The following is a 21452-nucleotide window of genomic DNA, read 5'->3' as shown; positions in this document are numbered from 1 at the left end:
CACCTATGTTTATTTTAATATTTTAGTAATTATTAATTTTATTTTTCACCTGATAGTATCAATATTATTTTTTAATCTATTCCATATATTATCCACTATAAAGTAATGTATATATAATTCTGCTTACTATTTAATAATTCTACATATATATATATAAACCTTCTATTTTTTCCAAAAAAATAAATGTTCAATTTTTTTATCTATATTGTCTAAAGAAAAAGTACAAAAAATATAATAAAACCCATTGATAGAAAACAAGTTTTCTATCAATGGGTTTTAAACTTCTACATATATTTTCAAAACTTATACTATAATTATTTCCCAAGGAATTTTTTCGACTTTATTTTCACCAGTCGGTTTGCGACAAAAGTTGCAAGAATTATTTCATCCTCAACTTTATTTTTCAAGATTATTTACCGACTTTATTACATTTCGATAACAACTGTAATATGCAAATAAAGTCGGTAAGAAACCTCCCTCACAAACCCCTATTTTTCAACCTCCCATTTTTTTCAAGCAAATAAAGTCGTTCCGAAATATCATTTTTTTATTTCCTGTATTTTACAATTCTCATTCATTTTAAGTAAATAATGTTGGTAAGAAATAATCCATATATTGGGAAGCTGTGAATAAGGATTAAGGAATAAGGGTTAAGTTTAAAACCAAAAATCATTACTTAAAAATAATATTATTTTCAAGTTTTTCGATCAATCTTTTTTCTCTTTGCCTCTATCTTCTTTTTCGATTCTTTTTATCAATCCTTTGAAACTATCTAAATAAAGCCATTTCTTCTTATCTTTTCTCAATCTTTTATCCAATCTTTTTTCTCAATCTTTTCCTCAATAATCTTTTTACCCATTTATTTTTTCTCTATATTCTTTTAAAAATGATGTTTTTATCTATAATTTATTCTAATATTTTATTCGACATAAAAAAAGAAAAGCAGAAGAACTCTTACTTTTCCTTCCACTTTTCTTACCAACTTTTTTCTTCTCTGTACAACTTTATTTTCTTCTTACCGACTTTATTTGCGTTTTACAACAACATATTTCCCTGGAAATGATTTTATTCTACAGTAACTGACTTTGCCAAATTTCTTGGTTTGTCAACATCTGCTCCTTTAAGTGTTGCCACATGATATGCAAGTATTTGTAATGGAACAACACTTACTATTGGTGCTAAATCATCAATAATATTAGGTATATAAATCACTCTATCTGCCGATTGATCAATTTCTTTATTTTTCAACATTGAAAGAGCTATTACCTTTGCACCTCTTGCACTTACTTCTTTTATATTACTTACTGTTTTATCATAAAGTTTATCTTGTGTTGCTAATGCTATTACTGGAGTACCATCTTCTATTAAAGCTATTGTTCCATGCTTTAATTCTCCTGCTGGCATTGCTTCAGAATGAATATATGATATTTCTTTTAACTTCAGTGACCCTTCACGTGCTACATCATGGTCTATTCCTCTACCTATATAGAATATATGATCTTTGTTGTATATTTCTTCTGCTAGTTTTTTTATTTCATCTGATGTATCTAATATTTTATCTATTTTAGCTGGTGTATCTCTCAATTCATCTATTAAGTCATGATACATACTATTTGATATAGTACCTTTTTTATTAGCCATATCAAGTGATATTAGAGCCATAGATACTAGTTGAGTAGTATATGCTTTTGTTGAAGCCACTGCAATCTCAGGTCCAGCCCAAGTATAAAAAACATCATCTGCTTCTCTTGATATAGTACTTCCAACTACATTAGTTACAGCAAGTGTTCTAGCTCCTTTTTCTTTAGCCATTCTAAGTGCTGCTAAAGTATCAGCTGTTTCTCCTGATTGACTTACTATTATCATAAGTGTCTTATTATCTATAAATGGATCATTATATCTAAATTCTGACCCTACTTCTGCTATTACAGGTACATTTACATATTTCTGAATTAAATTCTTACCTAATAATCCAGCATGATATGCTGTTCCACAAGCTACTATATATACTCTATTGATATTATCTAAATCTTCTTTTGTTAATGTTATATCATCTAATCTAATATCATTTTGTTTGTTTAATCTTGGAGATAATGTATCTTTTACTGCTTTTGGTTGCTCAAATATTTCTTTTAGCATAAAATGGTCATATCCACCTTTTTCTGCAGCTTCTACATCCCAATTCACTGTATAAACTTCTTTTTCAACTGGCCTACCAAAAGTAGTCATAAGAGTTATATCATTTTTTCTTACTATTGCCATTTCTCCATCTTCCATTATAAATATATTTCTAGTATATTTTAATACTGCTGGTATATCTGATGCTATAAAATTTTCATCTTCTCCTATACCTATTATAAGTGGACTGTCTTTTCTTACAGCAATCAATTTATCTGGATTTTCTTTATTTATTACTCCTAAAGCATATGCACCTTCCAATTCTTTTACTGCTTTTTGAACTGCTTCAACTAAATCATTTTCATAGTACATATCAATCAAATGTGCAATTACTTCTGTATCAGTTTCTGAAACACAGTTATATCCATTTACTTTTAATTTTTCTTTTATTTCCATATAATTTTCAATTATACCATTATGAACTACAGCTATATTTCCAGAAGTATTTGCATGAGGATGACTATTCTTATCTGAAGGTTCTCCATGAGTAGCCCATCTAGTATGACCTATACCTGTATTACCTTTTACTGGTTGCTTTTCTAAATTATCTTTTAATATTTGAAGTCTTCCTTTATACTTTCTAAGTCCTAAGTTATTATTGTTTAATATTGCTACACCTGCAGAATCATATCCTCTATATTCTAGTTTAGATAATCCTTCTACTAATATATCTGATGCTTCTCTATTTCCGATATATCCTACTATTCCACACATTTTGTCTCACTCACTTTCAAATATGATATTTATTTTTCTACCTGATAAGTGTTGTGCAAATAATTACTTATTTGTTTTACTTATCTTTAAGGGTAGTAGCTTACCCCGAGGTACCCGCCGATAAATTCGATAAACCTCGTCCTCGTCTGCAATAAAGTATCCGTTCCCTTATTGCCCTGGCGCTTTATTTTTATTCATTTTCTACTATTTTTCCTTTTGCATCACCCCTTTCAAAGAAATGATAAGAGAGCAAAGCTCTCTTAATTTAATCTCTCTTCTATTAAATCAGCTAGTTTTTTAGCTATAGTTTCTATTTCTGATGTATCTTTACCTTCTATCATAACTCTAACTAACGGTTCTGTTCCTGAAGGTCTTATTAAAACTCTTCCTTCACCATCAAATCTTTTTTCAAGATTCTGTATTTCAACTTTTATTATTTCATCTTCTAAATAACTATTTTTCTTAGAATTCTCTACTTTAGCATTTACTAGTACTTGTGGAAGTGAAGTCATTATACTTGCAAGTTCTGATAATGTCTTACCTTTTTCTTTTACTATTGATGATAGTTTAATCCCAGTTAAAAGTCCATCACCAGTAGTATTATGATCTAAGAATATTATATGACCTGATTGTTCTCCACCTAATTTGTAATTGTTTTTAGACATTTCTTCTAATACATATCTATCTCCAACTTTTGTTTTTACAAGATTAATATCTTTATTATCAAAACAAATATCTAATCCTAAATTACTCATAACAGTACCTACAACTGTATTTCCAGTTAACAAATCTTTTTCTTTTAAATAGGATCCACATATAGCCATTATATGATCTCCATCTACAATTTGTCCCTTTTCATCAACAGCTATTAATCTATCTGCATCACCATCAAAAGAAAGTCCAATATCTGCCCCTGTTTCTTTTACAAGCTTTTGTACTTCTTCTGGTTTAGTAGAACCACAAGATACATTTATATTCACTCCATTAGGATCATTATGTATTACATGTACTTCTGCTCCTAATTCTTCTAGTAATAATGGTGCTATCATATAAGCAGCTCCATTACCACAATCTACAGCTATTTTAAGACCTTTTAAATCTATATCTATAGTTGTTTTTAGGAAATTACTATAGTCATTTAGCGCATCCATAACAATAGTCTTTCTCCCTACATTTTCTCCTACAGGAGATGCTAATATATCTTCATTGTTTAATATATAACTTTCTATTTCATCTTCTATCTCATCAGTTAATTTATATCCTTCTGAATTAAAAAACTTAATGCCATTATATTCTACTGGATTATGTGAAGCTGATATCATAACCCCTGCATCTGCATTATATTCTCTTGTTAAATACGCTATAGCAGGTGTTGGTAATACTCCTAAAGATAATACATCTACACCTACAGAACAAATCCCTGATATAAGAGCTGCCTCTAGCATATCTCCAGAAATTCTAGTATCCATTCCTACTACTATTTTTGCTTTTTCTTTACCTTTTGTAAGTAAATATCCACCTATTCTACCAAGTTTGTAAGCAAGTTCTACAGTCAAATCTTTATTTGCTACTCCTCTTACTCCATCAGTCCCAAATAATTTTCCCATTTTAAAACCTCCTGAATTTAGATACTTTATTATAATATCATAGTAATAAAGTATACTCAAGCTCTAATTTATCAGTCCTATGACGATATTTGTCGAATTATATTAAATTATAAGTTTTATGCAATAAAAAAAGTAGACAAAAGTCTACTTTTTTAAAATTCTACATTTCTAAATCCTTTACCTTTTACTTCTTTGCTTTGCGATATATTGATGAAAGCATCTTTATCTATATTTGTAACTATTTCTTTTAATTTACCTATTTGAGTTGAAGTTACTGTACAATAAATTACTTTTTTATCGTCATGTGTATATGCTCCTTCACCGTTTAAAAAAGTAGCTCCTCTTCCAAGTTCATTGAATATTTTTTTTGCTACTGTTTCTGGTTTAGATGATATGAGCATTACAGTTTGGTTAGTATCTAATCCTTCTTGTACTTTATCTAATATCTTATATCCTATATATAATCCTATTAATGTGTACATTGCTAGTTTTAAACCAAATAGGAATGATGACAATCCTATTATCAGTAAATTTACTCCCATTAGTGCTGAGCCTATATCTATATTTAGTTTCTTCTTCAATATAGCTGCTATAATATCCATTCCACCTTGAGAAGCTTTGTTTCTGAACATTATACCCATACCTATTCCATTTAATAATCCACCAAGTATAGTTTCTAGTAGTAAATCATTTACTTCAATATAAAATCCAATATCTTCTGTTAAGTTTAGTAACAATGACATGGAGAACATTGATATAAAGCTATAAAGTAAAAAATCTCTATCTACTACTTTAAAGCCTACCATAAAAATTGGTACATTAAGCAAAAATACTAATAGACCTGTAGGAAGCTCAGTTAAATAATGTATCATTAAAGCAATTCCACTAGCTCCTCCACTAAGCAAATTATTTGGTATGAAAAAACCATTAATTGCCACAGCACATAATAATCCTCCTAAAATTACTGACACTAATCTCAACGAATGAGGCAAATCATTTGAATCACTTTTTGAACGTGATTTAAATTTTGCCTTGTTAGCAAGTTCCACATTTACATCTCCTTTTTTATTCCAGGTTTTAACCTGTTTTTCAACTTCATTATATAGAGTTGATACCTATAATTCAACCTAATTATTCATTTAAAATATTAAGATATATTAATAGTTCTGATTATTTTAAATACGGATATTTATTAAATATTATTATTCATTAAAGTATTTTTATATGGAGTTATTAATACCAATATGCAATATATAAATATTTTCTTTCGTACTTTAAAAATTAAAATTATATAGTATTGTTGACTAATGGTCATTTTTATTTTATAATATGACCAATGGTCAATAATAGGAGGTGCTAAAAATATCTAAAGTGCAAAAAAATAAAATAAAAAAAGAAAGTTCTCTTATTTCATCGGCTTTTGAACTTTTCAGTACTAAAGGTATTAACGAAACATCTATTAGCAATATAGTTCATAAAGCTGGTGTAGCAAAAGGAACTTTTTATCTTTACTTTAAAGACAAATATGATATTTTAAACAAAATTATACTTAATAAAAGTAGTAATTTATTAATTGAATCTATGAATGCTACTAAATCTAAAAATTTTACTAATTACGAAGAATCTGTTTTGTTTTTTATTGACTATATTATTGAATATTTCAATAATAATAAATTTATGTTGAAATTAATTTATAAAAATTTATCCTGGGGTATTCTAAAAAAAGCCTCTAATGAATATGAGGGAATTCATGAAATATATGACTTTTTTATGACTTTATATAAAGACTCAGCTATAAATCAACAGGATGTAGAAAAAACATTATTTATTATTATTGAACTTGTAGGTTCAGTTTGCTATAGCTCAATAATTTTAAATGAACCAGATAATATTGATAAAATGAAACCAATTTTATTTGATACTATTAAAAAAATAATTTAGGAGATGATTAAATGACCGTTTTTAGTAATTTTGTAGCTAAACATCGTAAGATAATATTACTATTAGCTACATTATTATTACTACCTTCTTTTTATGGAGTTGTTAAAACAGAAATAAATTATGATATATTAACTTATTTACCAGAAGATCTAGATTCTGTAAAGGGACAAAATATATTAAATAATACTTTTAAAAGTGCATCCATGGGAATGTTAGTAATAGAAAATATGGAAAATAAAGATGTAATAAATGTAAAAGGCGAAATAGAAAAGGTAAAAGGAGTGGATTCAGTAACTTGGATAGATGATTTATTAGATATTAGTGTTCCTAAAGACATGCTCCCAAGTGATATTAAAAATATATTCTATAGTGAAGATTCAACATTACTTATGATTAATTTTCAAGATAAATCATCATCTGATATAACTCAAAATGCTATAGAAGATATAAGGGGTATTATAGATGATAAAAGTTTTTTAAGTGGTATGTCTGCTGTTATAAAAGATACAATAGATTTAGCTGATTCTCAAACACCAATATATGTTGGCTTAGCTGTAATACTAGCTATATTAATATTAATTTTAACTTTAGAATCAACTGTTATACCATTTATTATTTTACTTAGTATTGGTTATGCCATAGTATACAATTTTGGGAGTAATATATTTTTAGGTGAAATATCATACATTACTAAATCATTAGCTGCTGTATTACAACTGGGGGTAACATTGGATTATTCAATTTTTCTTCTTCATAGATTTCAAGAAGAATCAAAAAAGACTGATAATAAAGAAATCGCTATGGCAAATTCAATAGCTAAAACTGCTTCTTCTGTAGTAGGAAGTTCCTTAACTACTATTGCAGGATTTTTATCAATAGCTTTTATGGAATTAACTATTGGAAAGGATATTGGTATAGTAATGGCTAAAGGTGTAGTTTTAGGGGTTTTATCTGTATTAACTATACTTCCATCTCTAATACTTGTATTTGATAAACCTATAAATAGATTCAATCATAAAACCTTATTGCCAGAATTTGATAAACTATCAAGTCTAGTTACTAGGAAATATAAATTTTTTATTATAATAGGTTTAATTTTATTTTTGCCTGCTCTATACGGTCAATTAAATAATGATGTGTACTACAATTTAGATGAATCACTGCCAGATGATTTAGATTCAATAGTTGCTTTAGAAAAACTTAAAAATAATTTTAATATGACTACAACCCATATGGCAATAGTATCCGATGAGGTTCCTGACTATAAAGTATATAAAATGATTGAGGAAATAAAAAATGTACAAGGAATAGAAAATGTACTAACATATCAAAATTTTATTGGACCAGGTATACCGGAAAATTTTATTCCGAAAGAAGCTAAATCTAATTTTCAAAAAGATGGTTATAAACAATTAATCATAAACTCTAAATATAAAGCAGCGACTAATGAAGAAAATATTCAAATCAAGGAAATAGATCAAATAATTAAAAATTATGATCAAAAAGCTATGTTAACTGGAGAAGGTGTTTTAACAAAAGATTTAATTGATATTGCAGATAGAGATTTTAAAAGAGTTAATTTAATTTCTTACTTGGCAGTATTCATCATAATAATGTTAATATTTGTATCTCTTTCTATACCACTCTTACTTATATTAGTAATAATGCTAGCAATATTTATAAATATGAGTGTCCCATTCTACTTAAATAACTCTATACCATTCATTGCTAGTATAGTTATTGGATCTATACAGTTAGGTGCTACAGTTGATTATGCTATTTTATTAACTTCTAGGTTCAAAGAAGAATTAGGAAATAATGCAGATAAATTTAAAGCCATGCAAATATCAGTGAGAGAATCATCAAAATCTATTATTACCAGTGGATTAACTTTTTTTGCTTCCACAGTTGGTGTAGCAATTATATCAAATATGGAATTTATAAGTAGCTTATCAACTATGATTGCAAGGGGAGCATTAATAAGTACAACAGTTATATTATTTATTTTACCAGGATTATTATTAGCTGCTGAATCAATTATTAATAAGACAACAAAAAATTGGAGTTATAATACTAAAAGGAAAGGGAGTAATGTAAATGAAAAACAATAAAATTTTGAAATTTTTTACTAGCATTTTAATTATATCATTTTTATTTACAAGTTTTGCAACAGCCGCAAGTCCTGTTGTAAAAGATGAAACAGTTTATGTAACTTTAGATCATAATGGTAAAGAATCACAAAAAACTTCAAGTATATGGTTACATTCGGATAAAGTCTTAAAAGATATAGAAGATAAATCTAATCTAAACAATATTAAAAATATTAAAGGAAATGACAAACCTGAAAAAAAAGACGATAAACTTATATGGAATATAGACGATAAAGAAATATTTTATCAAGGCAAAACAGATAAATCATTACCTATAAGTTTTGATATCAATTATTTTTTAGATAATAAAAAACTTAATCCTGAAAATATCTTAGGAAAATCCGGAGATTTAAAAATAGAAATAAAAGTTTCTAATAATCACAAAGTAAATAATTTATATGTTCCATATATAGTTACATCTGTAATTACTCTTCCCACTGATAAATTTACTAATATAAAAACTAATACTGGTAAGGTTTTATCAGAGGGTAATAATAATATAATATCTTTTGTAACTATACCTGGATTAAAAGAGAGTTTAGCTTTAGATAATAATATAATTGATCTTCCTAACAAATTGATAATAAATGCTGAAGTTAAAGACTTTGAAATGAATTCTATTTACTCAACAATTCTTACACAATTGCCAGAAATTGAAAAAATAGATGAAAAAGATAATATCAATAGTTTGTTAGAAGGTATTGATAAAATTAAAAATTCTAGTAATCAATTAACAAGTGCTAGTGAAAAACTATATCAGGGTCAAAATGATTTAAATGATGGATTAAATACCTTTATGAATGGTGTAATGGATTTAGGTTCTGGCAGTAATACATTAAAAAATGGATTGGATAAACTAGAAAATGGAATGAGCTCATCAAAAGATGGAAGTGAAAAAATTAGTAAAGGAGCTAATAAACTATCAGATAGTACTAATGAGTTGGGTAAAGGTATTGAAGCTTTAGGGAAAGGTACATCTGAATTTGGTAAAAAAGCTGTGGAATTTTCTAGTTCAGCTCAAGAAATATCAAAAGGACTTAAAGATATACCCGAAAATACCAACAAACTAAATTCAGGAATGAACTTAATAATAGAAAACACAGGAAAAATACATGATATTCAAACTCAACTTACTTCTGGTTTAGAACAAAGTACAAAGGCTTCCAATGAATTAATATCTGCTAAAAAAGCAGAAAATGAAGGAATTCAGCAACTAAAATTAACTATAAATAAATTAAATGAGATTATTAAATCTTTAGAAGGAGCTCCAGGACAGGAGGCTACCATTGAGGCTCTTACAACAATAATGAATACCCAACAATCAGCACTAGAACAATTAGAAAACGGCGGTAATGATATTTTAACAGGACTTAATCAGTTAAATAAAGGCTTAAACAAATCAAAAAGTGTTTCTAGTGAGTTATCTACTGGTTTAAATTCTATTAATGAAAATCAGGGTAATGTTAGTAGAGGTATATCTCAATTAGAAGAAGGAACTAAATCATTAGGAACATATTCTGATAAACTTTTTGAAGCAAGTAAACAATTAAATGATGGTGCTGAATCAATACATGATAATAGTCAGTTATTAGTAGAAGGATTCTACAAGTTTGAAAAAGGAAGTAATGATTTAGCTACTTCAACAAAAACATTGTCTACAGCATTAGGTAGTTTAAAAGGTGGTACACAAGAGTTAGTTAATGGTAGCGAAAAGCTATCTAATGGTGGAAGTTTACTAATTGAAAACAGCGGAAAATTAATTTCTGGAAGTGAAGAATTAGTTAAAAACAGTAATAAATTTAAGGATAGTATGAATGAATTCAATGAAGAAGGAATAGATAAAATAAGCTCTAAAATAAAACCTTTAACTTTAGATATTGAAAAAACACTAGATAACAAAGATAAACTTATTAAATTATCAAAAGAAAATACTAGTTTTTCAGGTATCTCTAATAATATGGAAGGTGAACTTAAATTTATATTAAAAACCCCTGAATTAAAACAAAAAGATACATCAGATAATAAAACCATTAATACAGAAAACGAAAATAAATCACAAGGATTTAAAGAATGGATAAAAAATCTTTTTAGAAATTAAATAGATACTAAAATAACACCAGTCAATTAATTGACTGGTGTTATTTTATAAATATTATTTTTACTTATATATATATATCAAAATTATATGTTTATTTATTTTATTATTTCTGCACCTTTTTCAAGTGCTTCTTTGTTTATTGGTATTAAATGAGATTTTGATTCACCAAATACTTTCTTAAATGCTTCAAGTATTGATTCTATTTTCACTGCATTTGTAAGTTCTAAATATGCACCAAGCATAACCATATTTGCTACTCTTGAGTTACCTAATTCATTTGCTATTTCATTTGCAGGAATATAATATGCTTTTAAGTCGTCTCTTTCAACTTCTCTGTCTATAAGAGAACTATTTATTAATAAGTTACCATCTTTAACTATATCTTTTTCAAATTTATCTAAAGATGGTCTATTCATTACTATTGCTGCAGTAGCTTCAGTAACTATAGGTGAACCTATATTAGTATCAGAAACCATTACATTACAATTTGCAGTACCTCCACGCATCTCTGGACCGTAAGATGGAAGCCAAGAAACATTTTTATTTTCTATCATACCTGCATAAGTTAATAATTGTCCTATACTCATTACTCCTTGACCACCAAAACCTGCCATTATAACTCTTTCTTGCATATTATTTCGCCTCCTTAGGTGAAAATATATTTCCTAATGGATAATACGGTATCATATTTTCTTCTAACCAACTTAATGCCTCTACAGGAGTTACACCCCAGTTTGTAGGACAAGTTGATAATACTTCAACAATTCCAAATCCTTCTCCACTTAATTGAAGTTCAAATGCTTTCTTTATAGCTTTTTTTGCCTTTCTAACTTCTTTAGCATTATGAACAGAAACTCTCTCAACAAACTTAGCTCCATCTAAAGTTGCAAGCATCTCTGATACTTTTATAGGCATACCTGCATGTGATACATCTCTACCAAAAGGTGATGTAGTAGCTTTTTGTCCTACAAGTGTAGTTGGAGCCATTTGTCCACCTGTCATTCCATATATAGCATTATTTACAAATATTGTAGTTATTTTTTCTCCTCTTGCTGCTGCATGAATAATCTCTGCAGCTCCAATTGATGCAAGGTCCCCATCACCTTGATAAGTGAATACTACTTTATCTGGATGTACTCTTTTAATTCCTGTAGCTACAGCTGGTGCTCTACCATGAGCTGCTTCATGCATATCACAATTGAAATAATTATATGCAAATACAGAGCAACCTACAGGAGCTACACCTATAGTTTCACCTAATACATCTAACTCTTCTAATACTTCTCCAACTAATCTATGAATTATACCATGCGTACAACCTGGACAGTAATGAGTTGGTATATCTACTAATCCATTAGTTCTTTCAAATACCTTTGCCATTACTTTTCACCCCTTGCAATTTTTTTAATTTCTTCCACTATAGCATCTGGTGTTGGGACCATTCCTCCAGTTCTTCCATAGAAGTGAACTGGCTTTTTGCCATTTACTGCTATTTTAACATCATCTATCATTTGTCCTGTACTCATCTCTACTGTAAGTACCCCTTTAGTTTTATCAGTTATTTCTTCAAATGCATTGTCTGGGAAAGGCCATAATGTAATTGGTCTAATAAGACCTACTTTCATACCTTCTTCTTCACACTTAGCAATTGCATTCTTTACTATTCTAGAAGTAGTCCCATATGCTACAACAACTACATCAGCATCAGATACATTGTAATTTTCATATCTAGTTTCATTTTTCTTTATTTCATCATATTTCTTTTCAAGTCTTAATACATGATCTTCTAATTCTTGAGGATCTATAAATAAAGAATTTATTATATTAGGCTTTCTTTTTCCTTTTGTTCCATCAGTTGCCCATGTTTTAGGTGCAATTGGTCTTTTTTTAGGTTCTTTAAATTCAACTGGTTCCATCATCTGTCCTATCATACCATCACCTATTACCATTACAGGGTTTCTGTATTGTTCAGCTACATCAAAAGCCTCCATTACTAAATCAACTGTTTCTTGAATTGTAGCAGGAGCATATACTAAATGTCTATAATCTCCATTTCCTCCACCACGTGTAGATTGATAATAATCTGATTGTGCAGGTTGGATACCACCTAATCCTGGACCACCTCTAACTATATTTACAATTACACAAGGTAATTCTGCTCCAGCAATATAAGAAATTCCTTCTTGTTTTAAAGCTATTCCTGGACTTGAAGAAGATGTCATAACACGTGCACCTGCTCCAGCAGCACCATAAACCATATTTATTGCAGCAACCTCAGATTCTGCTTGTAAAAATACTCCCCCTACTCCAGGTAATTCTCTAGCCATATATTCAGGTAATTCATTTTGTGGTGTTATTGGATAACCAAAGAAATAATTACAACCTGCCTTTATAGCAGCTGCTCCTATTGCTTCATTACCTTTCATTAATACTTTAGTCATTTTTTCCCCTCCTATTATTTTTCAATTACTCTTTCAACTTCAATTACAGTATCTGGACAAATAGTTGCACAATTTGCACATCCTATGCATTTATCCATATCAGATACAGTAGCTGGATGGTACCCTTTAATATTTATTTTTTCTTTATTCATAACAACAATGTTTACAGGACAAACAGTTGTACATAATTCACAACCTTTACATCTATCCTCTCTAAAAGTAACTTTACCTTTTGCCTTTGCCATTTAAAACCCTCCTTAATATTAGCTCATCCATTCTTCTCTCATATACATCTTTATTGGAAAAATTTCACCCTCTAAATCATTAGGTAAATCTTTTGCAACACTTTCTATACATGAGATATATATAATAGGAATATTTAAATTCTTTGATACCTCTTTACATAGTTTTTGACCTCTCATAACATCTTCAACTGTTGTTGATTTTAATAAATGTGTATTATTTATTATTCCTGTTACCTTAGCCCTAGATTGAATTTCTATATTTTTAAGATATTGAATAGTCTTCTCAACTTCCCTAGTTTCTGGTCTATTTGCATTTATTACAAAAAACATATCATAATTTCCTTCTGTAAAATATTCGTAATATCTACCTAGAGCACGAGCACCTGCTGGGTCACCTCCTACATCTAACACTGCATTAAATGTATTATCTTGTAATGGAGTGAGTATTTCCCCTGAAACAGCAGGAACATCAGATGCAAGCCCTTTAATTGAACTTCCAATAACCCTTATACCTAGATTATTTAAAAATTCTTCTTTTTCTCTACTTCTAAAATAGGGATTTACAATATCTAAATCTGCTATAGCTGTCTTTTTGTTAGCTTTAGCTAATTGTATAGCATAATTAACAGCAAATTCAGTTTTCCCACTTCCATAATGTCCTGTAATTATTCTTATTCTATTATCATTTAACATATAATCATCCTTCGTTGATTAATCAGTATATTCTTTTGCTTTTTCTTCGCCTCTTAATACTCTAAGTCCACCTTGAGCAAGTGCTATCATCTCATCTTCTCCTGGATAAACAAATACTTTACTTATAAATTCTACACTGTCTTTTATCCAAGAAATAAAAGTATCATCATATGCTATACCGCCTGTAAGTATAATCCCATCAACTTGTCCTTTTAATACAGCCGCACAAGCTCCTATTTCTTTTGATACTTGATATGCCATAGCTTTATAAACTAATTCTGCTTTCTTGTCTCCTTTATCTATTCTTTCACTTACTTCTCTCGCATCATTTGTTCCTAAATAAGCTACAAGTCCACCGTTTCCTTTTATTTTCTTCTTTATATCATCTAAAGTATAGTTTCCAGAATAACACATTTTAGCTAAATCACCTGATGGAAGACCTCCTGATCTTTCTGGTGAAAATGGACCTTCTCCATCTAATGCATTATTTACATCTATAACTTTTCCTTTTTCATGGGCTCCAACTGAAATTCCGCCACCTAAATGAGCAACTATGAAGTTTAATTCTTCATATGTTTTTTTTAATTCATCTGATGCACGTCTTGCAACTGCTTTCTGATTTAATGCATGAAAAATACTTTTTCTTTCAAGTTCATGCATTCCAGATATTCTAGCTATATCTTTCATTTCATCAACAACAACAGGGTCTACTATATATGAAGGAATATTTAATCCAGTAGCTATTTCTCCAGCTATTATACCACCTAAATTAGAAGCATGTTCACCTAACACTCCCACTTTTAAGTCTTCTATCATCTTTTCATCTACATTATATGTTCCACCTGAAATTGGCTTTAATAATCCTCCTCTACCTACAACTGCAGATAATTTAGTAATATTTATTTCTTTATCATTTAAAGTTTTTAGTATAATATTTTTTCTAAATTCAAACTGATCATACATACTTTCATATGGTGAAAGTTCTTCAGTGGAATGTCTTAAAGTCTCTTCTAAAACTAATTTTTCATTATCAAAAATTGCAATCTTGGTAGATGTAGAACCCGGATTGATAACTAATAATCTATAAGTATTTGTCATTTATTCTGCCTCCTTATTCTTTGATGCCATTAAAACACCTAATGCTATTGAATTAAATTTTGCCTCATCATCATCTGCTCTAGATGTTAGTACTACAGGAGCTTTTGCTCCAACTATAACACCAGCAATATTTGCATTTGCCAAAAATACTAAGGATTTATATAAGATATTTCCTGCTTCAATATCAGGCATAAGTAAAATATCAGCATTTCCAGCTACAGGATGTTCTATCCCTTTATGAATTGCTGCTTGTTTTGATATAGCATTGTCTAATGCAAATGGTCCTTTTACTATACATCCAGTTATTTCCCCATTTTCATTCATTTTTGTAAGTTCAGCTGCATCTACTGTATCTGGCATTTTAGGATTTACTTTTTCTTTAGCACAAATTACAGCAATTTTAGGTTCTTCAATATCTAGAGAATAAGCTACAAAATTAGCATTTTCTAATATTTTTTTCTTTGCATCTAAATCTGGATCTATATTCATTGCTGCATCTGACACTAATAATATCTTTTCATAAGTAGGTATATCAAAAGCTACAACATGACTTAACAAGTTTCCAGTTTTAAGTCCTACTTCTTTATCTAGCACTGCTTTAAGTATTATTGAAGTATCAACAATCCCTTTCATAACTAAGTCAGCTTTTCCCTTACTTACAAGTTCTACAGCTTTAAGTGAAGCTTCTTTTTTATCTTTTATATCCACAATTTCAAACTCATTTAAATCCATATTTATATCTTTTGCTATATTTTCAATTTCTTCTTTATCACCTACTAAAATTGAATTTGCTATTTGCTCATATTTTGCCTTTTTTACAGATTGTAAAACCTCTTTATCTTGTGCAACTGCTACTGATAATGTCCTTGGTCCTTTTTTTCTTGCCAAATCTAAAATATCTTTAAAATCTTTAATCATTTGAATACACCTCTTCTTCATATATTTTTATTTTTTCTCTTGAATTCAATACTCTAAGAGCTCCATCATTTAAAGCTTCTAATTCATCTTCACCAGGATATATTTTTATAGGAGCTATAAAGTTAACCATATCCTTAATGTATTGAACAAGCATGTCAGAATAAGCCATTCCTCCAGTAATAATTATATAATCAACATTTCCTTTTAATACTGTACTCATCTTACCAATTTCTTTTGCTATTTGATATGCCATAGAATCATAAATTAATTTAGCATATACATCACCAGATTTAATTTTTTCTTCTACTTCTATTGCATTATTAGTATTTAAATAAGCTACTAATCCTGCTTTTCCTTTTATTTTTTTCTTCATTTCTATTTCTATATAGTCCCCCGAAAAACAAAGTTTTGCTAAATCTCCTACTGGCAATTCTCCTGCTCTTTCTGGAGAAAAAGGTCCCATTTCATTAGCATTATTGACATCTATTATTCTTCCTTTTTCTATTGCAGCTATAGAAATTCCGCCTCCAAGATGAACTGCTATTAAATTTAACTCTTCAAAATCTTTATTAATTTCATCTGAAAATTTATATGATATAGCCCTTATATTTAATGCATGTAATAAAGACTTTCTTTCTATTTCTGGAATTCCAGAGATTCTAGCTATATCTCTAAATTCATCAACTGCAACAGGATCAACTATAAATGAATCTACATTTATTTTTTCTGCTAATCCCTTTGCTATTACTGCACCTAAATTAGATGCATGCTCACCTCTAACAGCATTTTTTAAATCTTTAATCATTTCATCACTAATTTTATATATCCCTGCTGGTATTGGCCTTAAAAGACCACCACGCCCTACTACTACTTTAAATGTATCGAGAGCAAAGCCTTCTTTTTCTAATACTGATTCTATCATATTAAGTCTATATTCATATTGATCTGTAACATTATTAAAAATTTCTAAATCTTTTAAGTCATGATTTATTTTTTTCTCTAAAACCTTTTCATTTCCTTTAAATATGCCAATTTTAGTTGAAGTTGAACCAGGATTAATAGCCAAGATATATTCTTTCATTATTTCACTCCCATTAGTTTTCTTTTAATATATAATGCAATTTATATGCCAAAATAACATTGTTAGGATTAAACCATCTCCTGAAAACATTTTCCTCATATCCCTCAATAATACTTACTTTATAATAAACCTCATAATTAAATAAAAAGCAATTAATCTGTTTATGAATTTTATTGCATGCAATATTTTGCATAAACTAGTTTTTGTGCAAAATATTGCAATTAAATAATCTTGTATTTTTCCAATTTATAGTATAGACTTCTTATGGAAATATCTAAAACTTTTGCAGCTTTAGTCTTATTGCCCTTGAATTTATTTAATATATAAGTTAAATACTCTTTTTCTTTATTCTCTAATATAGTTTTTAACGATTCTGGTGTTTTCTGCGATGTGAATTCATCATTATTAAGAAACTGTTTTTTTTCAATATACTTCTCAGTTATTTTAGGTAAGTGTCTTCTTTCTATTTTATTTTCATTTACTTTCATATTTATTATTGATCTACCTATTACATTTTCTAACTCTCTAACATTTCCTGGCCAATCATGTAATGAAAGTATATCTAATGCTAAATTAGAAATTTCTACTATTGCTCTTCCATATTCTTGATTTAATTTTCTTATAGAATTATATACTAAATCTTGTAAATCCTCTTTTCTATACCTCAATGCTGGAATATGAATAGGTAATACATTTAATCTATAATATAAATCTTCTCGAAATCTGGATTCTTTCACTGCTTTTTCTAAATCCATATTAGTAGCACCTATTATTCTAACATTTATATCTATAGGTTTTGTAGCTCCTACTCTTATTATTTCTTTTTCTTGTAATACTCTAAGTAATTTTACTTGAATATTTGGACTTACTTCTCCTATTTCATCTAAGAAAATAGTTCCTCCAGAGGCTTGTTCAAATAATCCTTTCTTGCCTCCCTTTTTAGCTCCAGTAAACGCCCCTTCTTCATATCCAAAAAGTTCTGATTCAAGAAGTGACTCACTTATAGCAGCACAATTCACCTTTATAAATTGATTAAATTTTCTATCACTTTCATTATGAATTGCATGTGCAAACAATTCTTTTCCAGTTCCACTTTCGCCTCTTAATAATACTGTAGCAGGTACTTTAGCAGCTTTTCTTGCTTTTTCTATTGCGTTTTTTAGAAGTTTATTTTCTCCTACAATATCTTCAAAAGTGTATTTTGCTTCTAAGCTTCTAATTATTTTTTTTGCAAGTTTTAATTCATTTGTAGCTTTCACAATATCAGATAAATCATGTAATACTCCTACACTTCCTCTTAATTCATTATCAACAATTATAGGAGCTGCAGTAGCAATTACTTCTTTACCCATTGGTCCTACTTTCATTTTAGCATTTTTAATTTTTTTCTTTGTTTCTAGTACTTTTAAATGTATACTCTCTCCTTCTGCTATATCTGCAGTAGCAATCTTACCTATGATATCTTTTTCACTTAATCCAGTAAGTTTAGTATAAGCGGGATTAATCATTAGATTAATCCCATTTTGATCTACTACAGATATTGCATCTTGAGTTGAATAAAAAATAGCTTCTAACATCGATTGTACTTCTTTTAAATTAGTTACTTGACTTGCAAGTTCTTTTATATCAGTTATATCTCTAAATACAGCTACTGCTCCAATGATTTCACCTTTTTCATTTATAACTGGCATTCTATTAGTAATTATTTTTATATTTCCTAAATCTTGTTTTCGATTTAATTCAAAATCTCCTGTTTCTAATATATGATTAAGTCTTGTATTTAAAATTACCTTTTTTACTTCTCTATTTAAAGCATACTCCTTATTTATACCAGTCAACTTTTCTGCAGCTTTATTAAAAAGAGTAATCACCCCATATTTATTTACTGCAATCATAGCATCATGAGTTGAATTTAATATAACTTCAAGTTCTTTTCTCAAACTATCAAATCCTTATTGTTCAGTATTTTCATCTTGGGTATTATTATCTTCTGAACCTTCACCTTCACCTTCAACTTCAGATTCATCTTTTACTTCAACTACTATTTTAAGACTTTTAGGATCTATACTTTCTAATATAACTCCTTCTGGTGTTTTAACTTCTATATCTACAGTATGTTCTCCCTCAGATATATCTTTAAGATCTATAAATAACTCAAAATCATTTTTGCCTAAGTCTTTCATTATATCTTCAAGTGCAGTGATTGAAATACTTATACCTTTATCATCTTCAGATTCTGCTAATTTAAACTTTAACCCTTCATCCATATTTTTAGCTTTTATATCACTTTTTTCAAATTCCAATTTATTTTTTTCATTTTTAGATATCTTTACATTTATTTTTAATTCTTTATCTCCTACTAAATGTATTCCTTCTGGAAGATCTAATTCCACTTGTTTATCTAAATCATCAGACTCATAACTAATATCTATAGGTTTAGTTTTTATTGTTTCAACACCTTCTAAAACATCCTCTCTTCCCTTTATTGTTACTTTTTTTGGTTCTATTTCTATATTAGTTATTTCATGATTTACTAGAGGATTACCTTTTATTACTGGTTCTACATTTACTTCTTTTAATTTTAATATAGATACTTCAACATTTACCGTGTTAGGATCTTTTTCTAATCTAGATATTTCCTCGCCATCACCATTTAAAAGTTTCATAGGCACAGTTGTTTTTATATCATTTTGTATACCATCTATATTTACATTTGCTCTTACTTTATCAACATTATTTACTATACTTCTAGGTCCTTTTACTAATACTTCTGATGGATTCACATCTATTTCACCTGCAGCATAACCATCTATAGGCTCTCCTATTAATTCGACAGATATAGGCATTTGCTTCTCAATCAACTTATCAATATTTACTGTAAGTAATTCAGGTGAAGAATCTACTATTTCAGCATTATATAAATCAGATATCTTTATAGGAACTTTATTTATTCCTGCTCTATAACCTTTTAAATCAATCTTAGCTGTAATATCACTTGGTTTTATATTGATTACATCATTTCTTCGCCCTCTTACTTCTACTGTAATAGTATCATCACTTATGTCCATAAGGGTTAAATTATTTCTTTCCAGACTTTCTTCATTTAATATTTCTACTTTTACATTTGGTATTTGTTTTACTATTCTAGGATTAACTTCACTCATTACATAAGTCCACATTATGAAGGCAAAAAAAGCAGCAATTATTTTCATTGTAAAATTTTTATTTTTAAGATCTATCTTTTTCATATATATTCCTCCATCTGTCAATTAAACCTTGTTTCTTTTTAACATGATGTTTATACATATTTTGAAGTATTTGTCTAAGTGTCTGTATATCCACATATCTGGATAATTTCCCTCTATCTGCTATAGAAATGGCCCCCGTTTCTTCTGAAACTACTATAGCTAATGCATCTGACCTTTCTGAAACCCCAAGGGCTGCTCTATGTCTTGTACCCAATTCTTTGCTTATACTCATATTTTCACTTAAAGGCAATACGCAACCAGCAGCTCTTATTGTATTATCTTTTATTATTACTGCGCCATCATGCAGAGGAGTATTTGGAATAAATATGTTTATAAGAAGTCCGCTTGAGACAGAGCCATTTATAATATTTCCTGTTTCAACAATTTCAGAAAGTCTAGTTTCTCTTTCAAAAACTATTAAAGCACCTATTTTTTGTCTTGAAAGTGAAGCTGAAGCTTCAACAATTTCTTCAATTACATGAGAAATGTCTTCCTCTTTTATTTCAATAAAAGATTTGGTGAAAAATCTACTCCTACCAATATACTCAAGTGCTCTTCTAAGTTCAGGCTGAAAAACTATTAAAAGTGCAATTACTCCCACAGTCATAGTTCTTTCTAATATCCAATTTGTAGTAAATAGTCTCAACCATTCACTCATTTTTGTAGCTACTAACAATACAACTATACCTTTTATAAGTTGTTCTGCTCTAGTTTCTCTAACTAAAGTATATATCTTATAAAATGCAATTGCTACTATTATCATATCTATAATATCTCTTAATCCTATATTTAATATAAGCCCTTTAAAATACTCCAAACTTAACACCTCTATACTATTTTTGTTTTTGTCTATAATAAAATTATATTACATATTGTAAAAATTTGAAACCACTAAATATAACTATATGTTATTCATCTTACATTTATGATTAAAAAATTAGAGATATCTAAAGATATCTCTAATTAAATTATTCTACTATCTCTATCTTCTCCATTAAATCCATAGTTTGTTTATGCGAATTTTTTAATCTTTCTATTGT

Annotated in this window: 17 protein-coding genes; 3 read left to right on the top strand and 14 right to left on the bottom strand. The window is 28.6% G+C overall.

Annotation, left to right across the window (positions count from 1 at the left end):
- Nucleotides 1-1065: 1065 nt before the first annotated feature.
- The 3 genes from glmS to D3Z33_RS13120 form a co-directional block, all read right to left on the bottom strand.
- Nucleotides 1066-2892, bottom strand: coding sequence for a glutamine--fructose-6-phosphate transaminase (isomerizing) (glmS, locus tag D3Z33_RS13130; RefSeq protein WP_160198232.1), 1827 nt, complete (start codon nucleotides 2890-2892; stop codon nucleotides 1066-1068).
- 260 nt (nucleotides 2893-3152) lie between these two features.
- Nucleotides 3153-4499, bottom strand: coding sequence for a phosphoglucosamine mutase (gene glmM, locus D3Z33_RS13125; RefSeq protein WP_160198231.1), 1347 nt, complete (start codon nucleotides 4497-4499; stop codon nucleotides 3153-3155).
- Between the two features lie 152 nt (nucleotides 4500-4651).
- Nucleotides 4652-5548 (bottom strand): YitT family protein, encoded by an 897-nt coding sequence (locus tag D3Z33_RS13120; protein WP_347561277.1) that lies wholly within the window; start codon nucleotides 5546-5548, stop codon nucleotides 4652-4654.
- 313 nt (nucleotides 5549-5861) lie between these two features.
- On the opposite strand from D3Z33_RS13120, the gene D3Z33_RS13115 reads away from it, so the two are divergent.
- Genes D3Z33_RS13115 through D3Z33_RS13105 form a run of 3 tightly spaced genes read left to right on the top strand, consistent with a single transcriptional unit; the run spans nucleotide 5862 to nucleotide 10688 of the window.
- Nucleotides 5862-6440, top strand: coding sequence for a TetR/AcrR family transcriptional regulator (locus tag D3Z33_RS13115; RefSeq protein WP_160198305.1), 579 nt, complete (start codon nucleotides 5862-5864; stop codon nucleotides 6438-6440).
- An 11-nt stretch (nucleotides 6441-6451) separates the two neighbouring features.
- The gene (locus tag D3Z33_RS13110) at nucleotides 6452-8551 is read left to right on the top strand and encodes an efflux RND transporter permease subunit (protein ID WP_160198230.1); all 2100 of its coding nucleotides are present in this window, start codon (nucleotides 6452-6454) and stop codon (nucleotides 8549-8551) included.
- On the top strand, nucleotides 8538-10688 hold the full coding sequence (locus D3Z33_RS13105) for a hypothetical protein (protein ID WP_160198229.1): 2151 nt from the start codon (nucleotides 8538-8540) through the stop codon (nucleotides 10686-10688). Before D3Z33_RS13110 ends, D3Z33_RS13105 begins: the two co-directional genes overlap by 14 nt.
- A 95-nt stretch (nucleotides 10689-10783) precedes the next feature.
- Here D3Z33_RS13105 and D3Z33_RS13100 read toward each other — a convergent pair whose 3' ends face one another.
- From D3Z33_RS13100 to cdaA, 11 genes are all read right to left on the bottom strand, one after another.
- Nucleotides 10784-11320 carry a 2-oxoacid:acceptor oxidoreductase family protein gene (locus tag D3Z33_RS13100; protein WP_160198228.1) on the bottom strand — a complete coding sequence of 179 codons (537 nt, stop codon included), beginning with the start codon at nucleotides 11318-11320 and terminating at the stop codon, nucleotides 10784-10786.
- A gap of 1 nt (nucleotide 11321) precedes the next feature.
- Entirely contained in the window at nucleotides 11322-12068 is a 747-nt protein-coding gene (locus D3Z33_RS13095) for a thiamine pyrophosphate-dependent enzyme (protein ID WP_160198227.1), read from the bottom strand.
- Entirely contained in the window at nucleotides 12068-13129 is a 1062-nt protein-coding gene (locus D3Z33_RS13090; protein ID WP_160198226.1) for a 3-methyl-2-oxobutanoate dehydrogenase subunit VorB, read from the bottom strand. Before D3Z33_RS13090 ends, D3Z33_RS13095 begins: the two co-directional genes overlap by 1 nt.
- A gap of 14 nt (nucleotides 13130-13143) precedes the next feature.
- Nucleotides 13144-13374, bottom strand: a complete 231-nt coding sequence (locus D3Z33_RS13085; RefSeq protein WP_160198225.1) for a 4Fe-4S dicluster domain-containing protein — start codon at nucleotides 13372-13374, stop codon at nucleotides 13144-13146.
- Nucleotides 13375-13392: 18 nt separating this feature from the next.
- Nucleotides 13393-14067 (bottom strand): ATP-binding protein, encoded by a 675-nt coding sequence (locus D3Z33_RS13080; RefSeq protein ID WP_160198224.1) that lies wholly within the window; start codon nucleotides 14065-14067, stop codon nucleotides 13393-13395.
- A gap of 18 nt (nucleotides 14068-14085) precedes the next feature.
- Complete coding sequence (gene buk, locus D3Z33_RS13075) at nucleotides 14086-15165, bottom strand: butyrate kinase (protein ID WP_160198223.1); 1080 nt, start codon at nucleotides 15163-15165, stop codon at nucleotides 14086-14088.
- Nucleotides 15166-16083, bottom strand: a complete 918-nt coding sequence (ptb, locus tag D3Z33_RS13070) for a phosphate butyryltransferase (protein WP_160198222.1) — start codon at nucleotides 16081-16083, stop codon at nucleotides 15166-15168. It abuts the gene before it with no gap.
- Nucleotides 16076-17164 carry a butyrate kinase gene (buk, locus tag D3Z33_RS13065; RefSeq protein ID WP_160198221.1) on the bottom strand — a complete coding sequence of 363 codons (1089 nt, stop codon included), beginning with the start codon at nucleotides 17162-17164 and terminating at the stop codon, nucleotides 16076-16078. The genes ptb and buk (D3Z33_RS13065) overlap by 8 nt, the downstream gene beginning before the upstream one ends.
- Before the next feature lie 221 nt (nucleotides 17165-17385).
- Nucleotides 17386-19104 carry a sigma-54 interaction domain-containing protein gene (locus D3Z33_RS13060; protein ID WP_160198220.1) on the bottom strand — a complete coding sequence of 573 codons (1719 nt, stop codon included), beginning with the start codon at nucleotides 19102-19104 and terminating at the stop codon, nucleotides 17386-17388.
- Between the two features lie 12 nt (nucleotides 19105-19116).
- Nucleotides 19117-20412 carry a CdaR family protein gene (locus D3Z33_RS13055; protein WP_160198219.1) on the bottom strand — a complete coding sequence of 432 codons (1296 nt, stop codon included), beginning with the start codon at nucleotides 20410-20412 and terminating at the stop codon, nucleotides 19117-19119.
- Complete coding sequence (gene cdaA, locus D3Z33_RS13050; RefSeq protein WP_347561275.1) at nucleotides 20393-21238, bottom strand: diadenylate cyclase CdaA; 846 nt, start codon at nucleotides 21236-21238, stop codon at nucleotides 20393-20395. The genes D3Z33_RS13055 and cdaA overlap by 20 nt, the downstream gene beginning before the upstream one ends.
- Nucleotides 21239-21452: the final 214 nt, after the last annotated feature.

Origin of the sequence: Senegalia massiliensis, assembly GCF_009911265.1 — a bacterium.
Lineage (GTDB): Bacteria > Bacillota > Clostridia > Tissierellales > SIT17 > Anaeromonas > Anaeromonas massiliensis_A.
Note: the sequence above shows the minus strand (reverse complement) of the source record. Positions and strands in the feature narration are given on the sequence as shown.

Coding starts and splice junctions, on each gene's coding strand:
- glmS (WP_160198232.1), bottom strand. CDS start 2,892: ATGTGTGGAATAGTAGGATATATCGGAAATAGAGAAGCATCAGATATA.
- glmM (WP_160198231.1), bottom strand. CDS start 4,499: ATGGGAAAATTATTTGGGACTGATGGAGTAAGAGGAGTAGCAAATAAA.
- D3Z33_RS13110 (WP_160198230.1), top strand. CDS start 6,452: ATGACCGTTTTTAGTAATTTTGTAGCTAAACATCGTAAGATAATATTA.
- D3Z33_RS13105 (WP_160198229.1), top strand. CDS start 8,538: ATGAAAAACAATAAAATTTTGAAATTTTTTACTAGCATTTTAATTATA.
- D3Z33_RS13100 (WP_160198228.1), bottom strand. CDS start 11,320: ATGCAAGAAAGAGTTATAATGGCAGGTTTTGGTGGTCAAGGAGTAATG.
- D3Z33_RS13095 (WP_160198227.1), bottom strand. CDS start 12,068: ATGGCAAAGGTATTTGAAAGAACTAATGGATTAGTAGATATACCAACT.
- D3Z33_RS13090 (WP_160198226.1), bottom strand. CDS start 13,129: ATGACTAAAGTATTAATGAAAGGTAATGAAGCAATAGGAGCAGCTGCT.
- D3Z33_RS13085 (WP_160198225.1), bottom strand. CDS start 13,374: ATGGCAAAGGCAAAAGGTAAAGTTACTTTTAGAGAGGATAGATGTAAA.
- D3Z33_RS13080 (WP_160198224.1), bottom strand. CDS start 14,067: ATGTTAAATGATAATAGAATAAGAATAATTACAGGACATTATGGAAGT.
- buk (WP_160198223.1), bottom strand. CDS start 15,165: ATGACAAATACTTATAGATTATTAGTTATCAATCCGGGTTCTACATCT.
- ptb (WP_160198222.1), bottom strand. CDS start 16,083: ATGATTAAAGATTTTAAAGATATTTTAGATTTGGCAAGAAAAAAAGGA.
- buk (WP_160198221.1), bottom strand. CDS start 17,164: ATGAAAGAATATATCTTGGCTATTAATCCTGGTTCAACTTCAACTAAA.
- D3Z33_RS13055 (WP_160198219.1), bottom strand. CDS start 20,412: ATGAAAAAGATAGATCTTAAAAATAAAAATTTTACAATGAAAATAATT.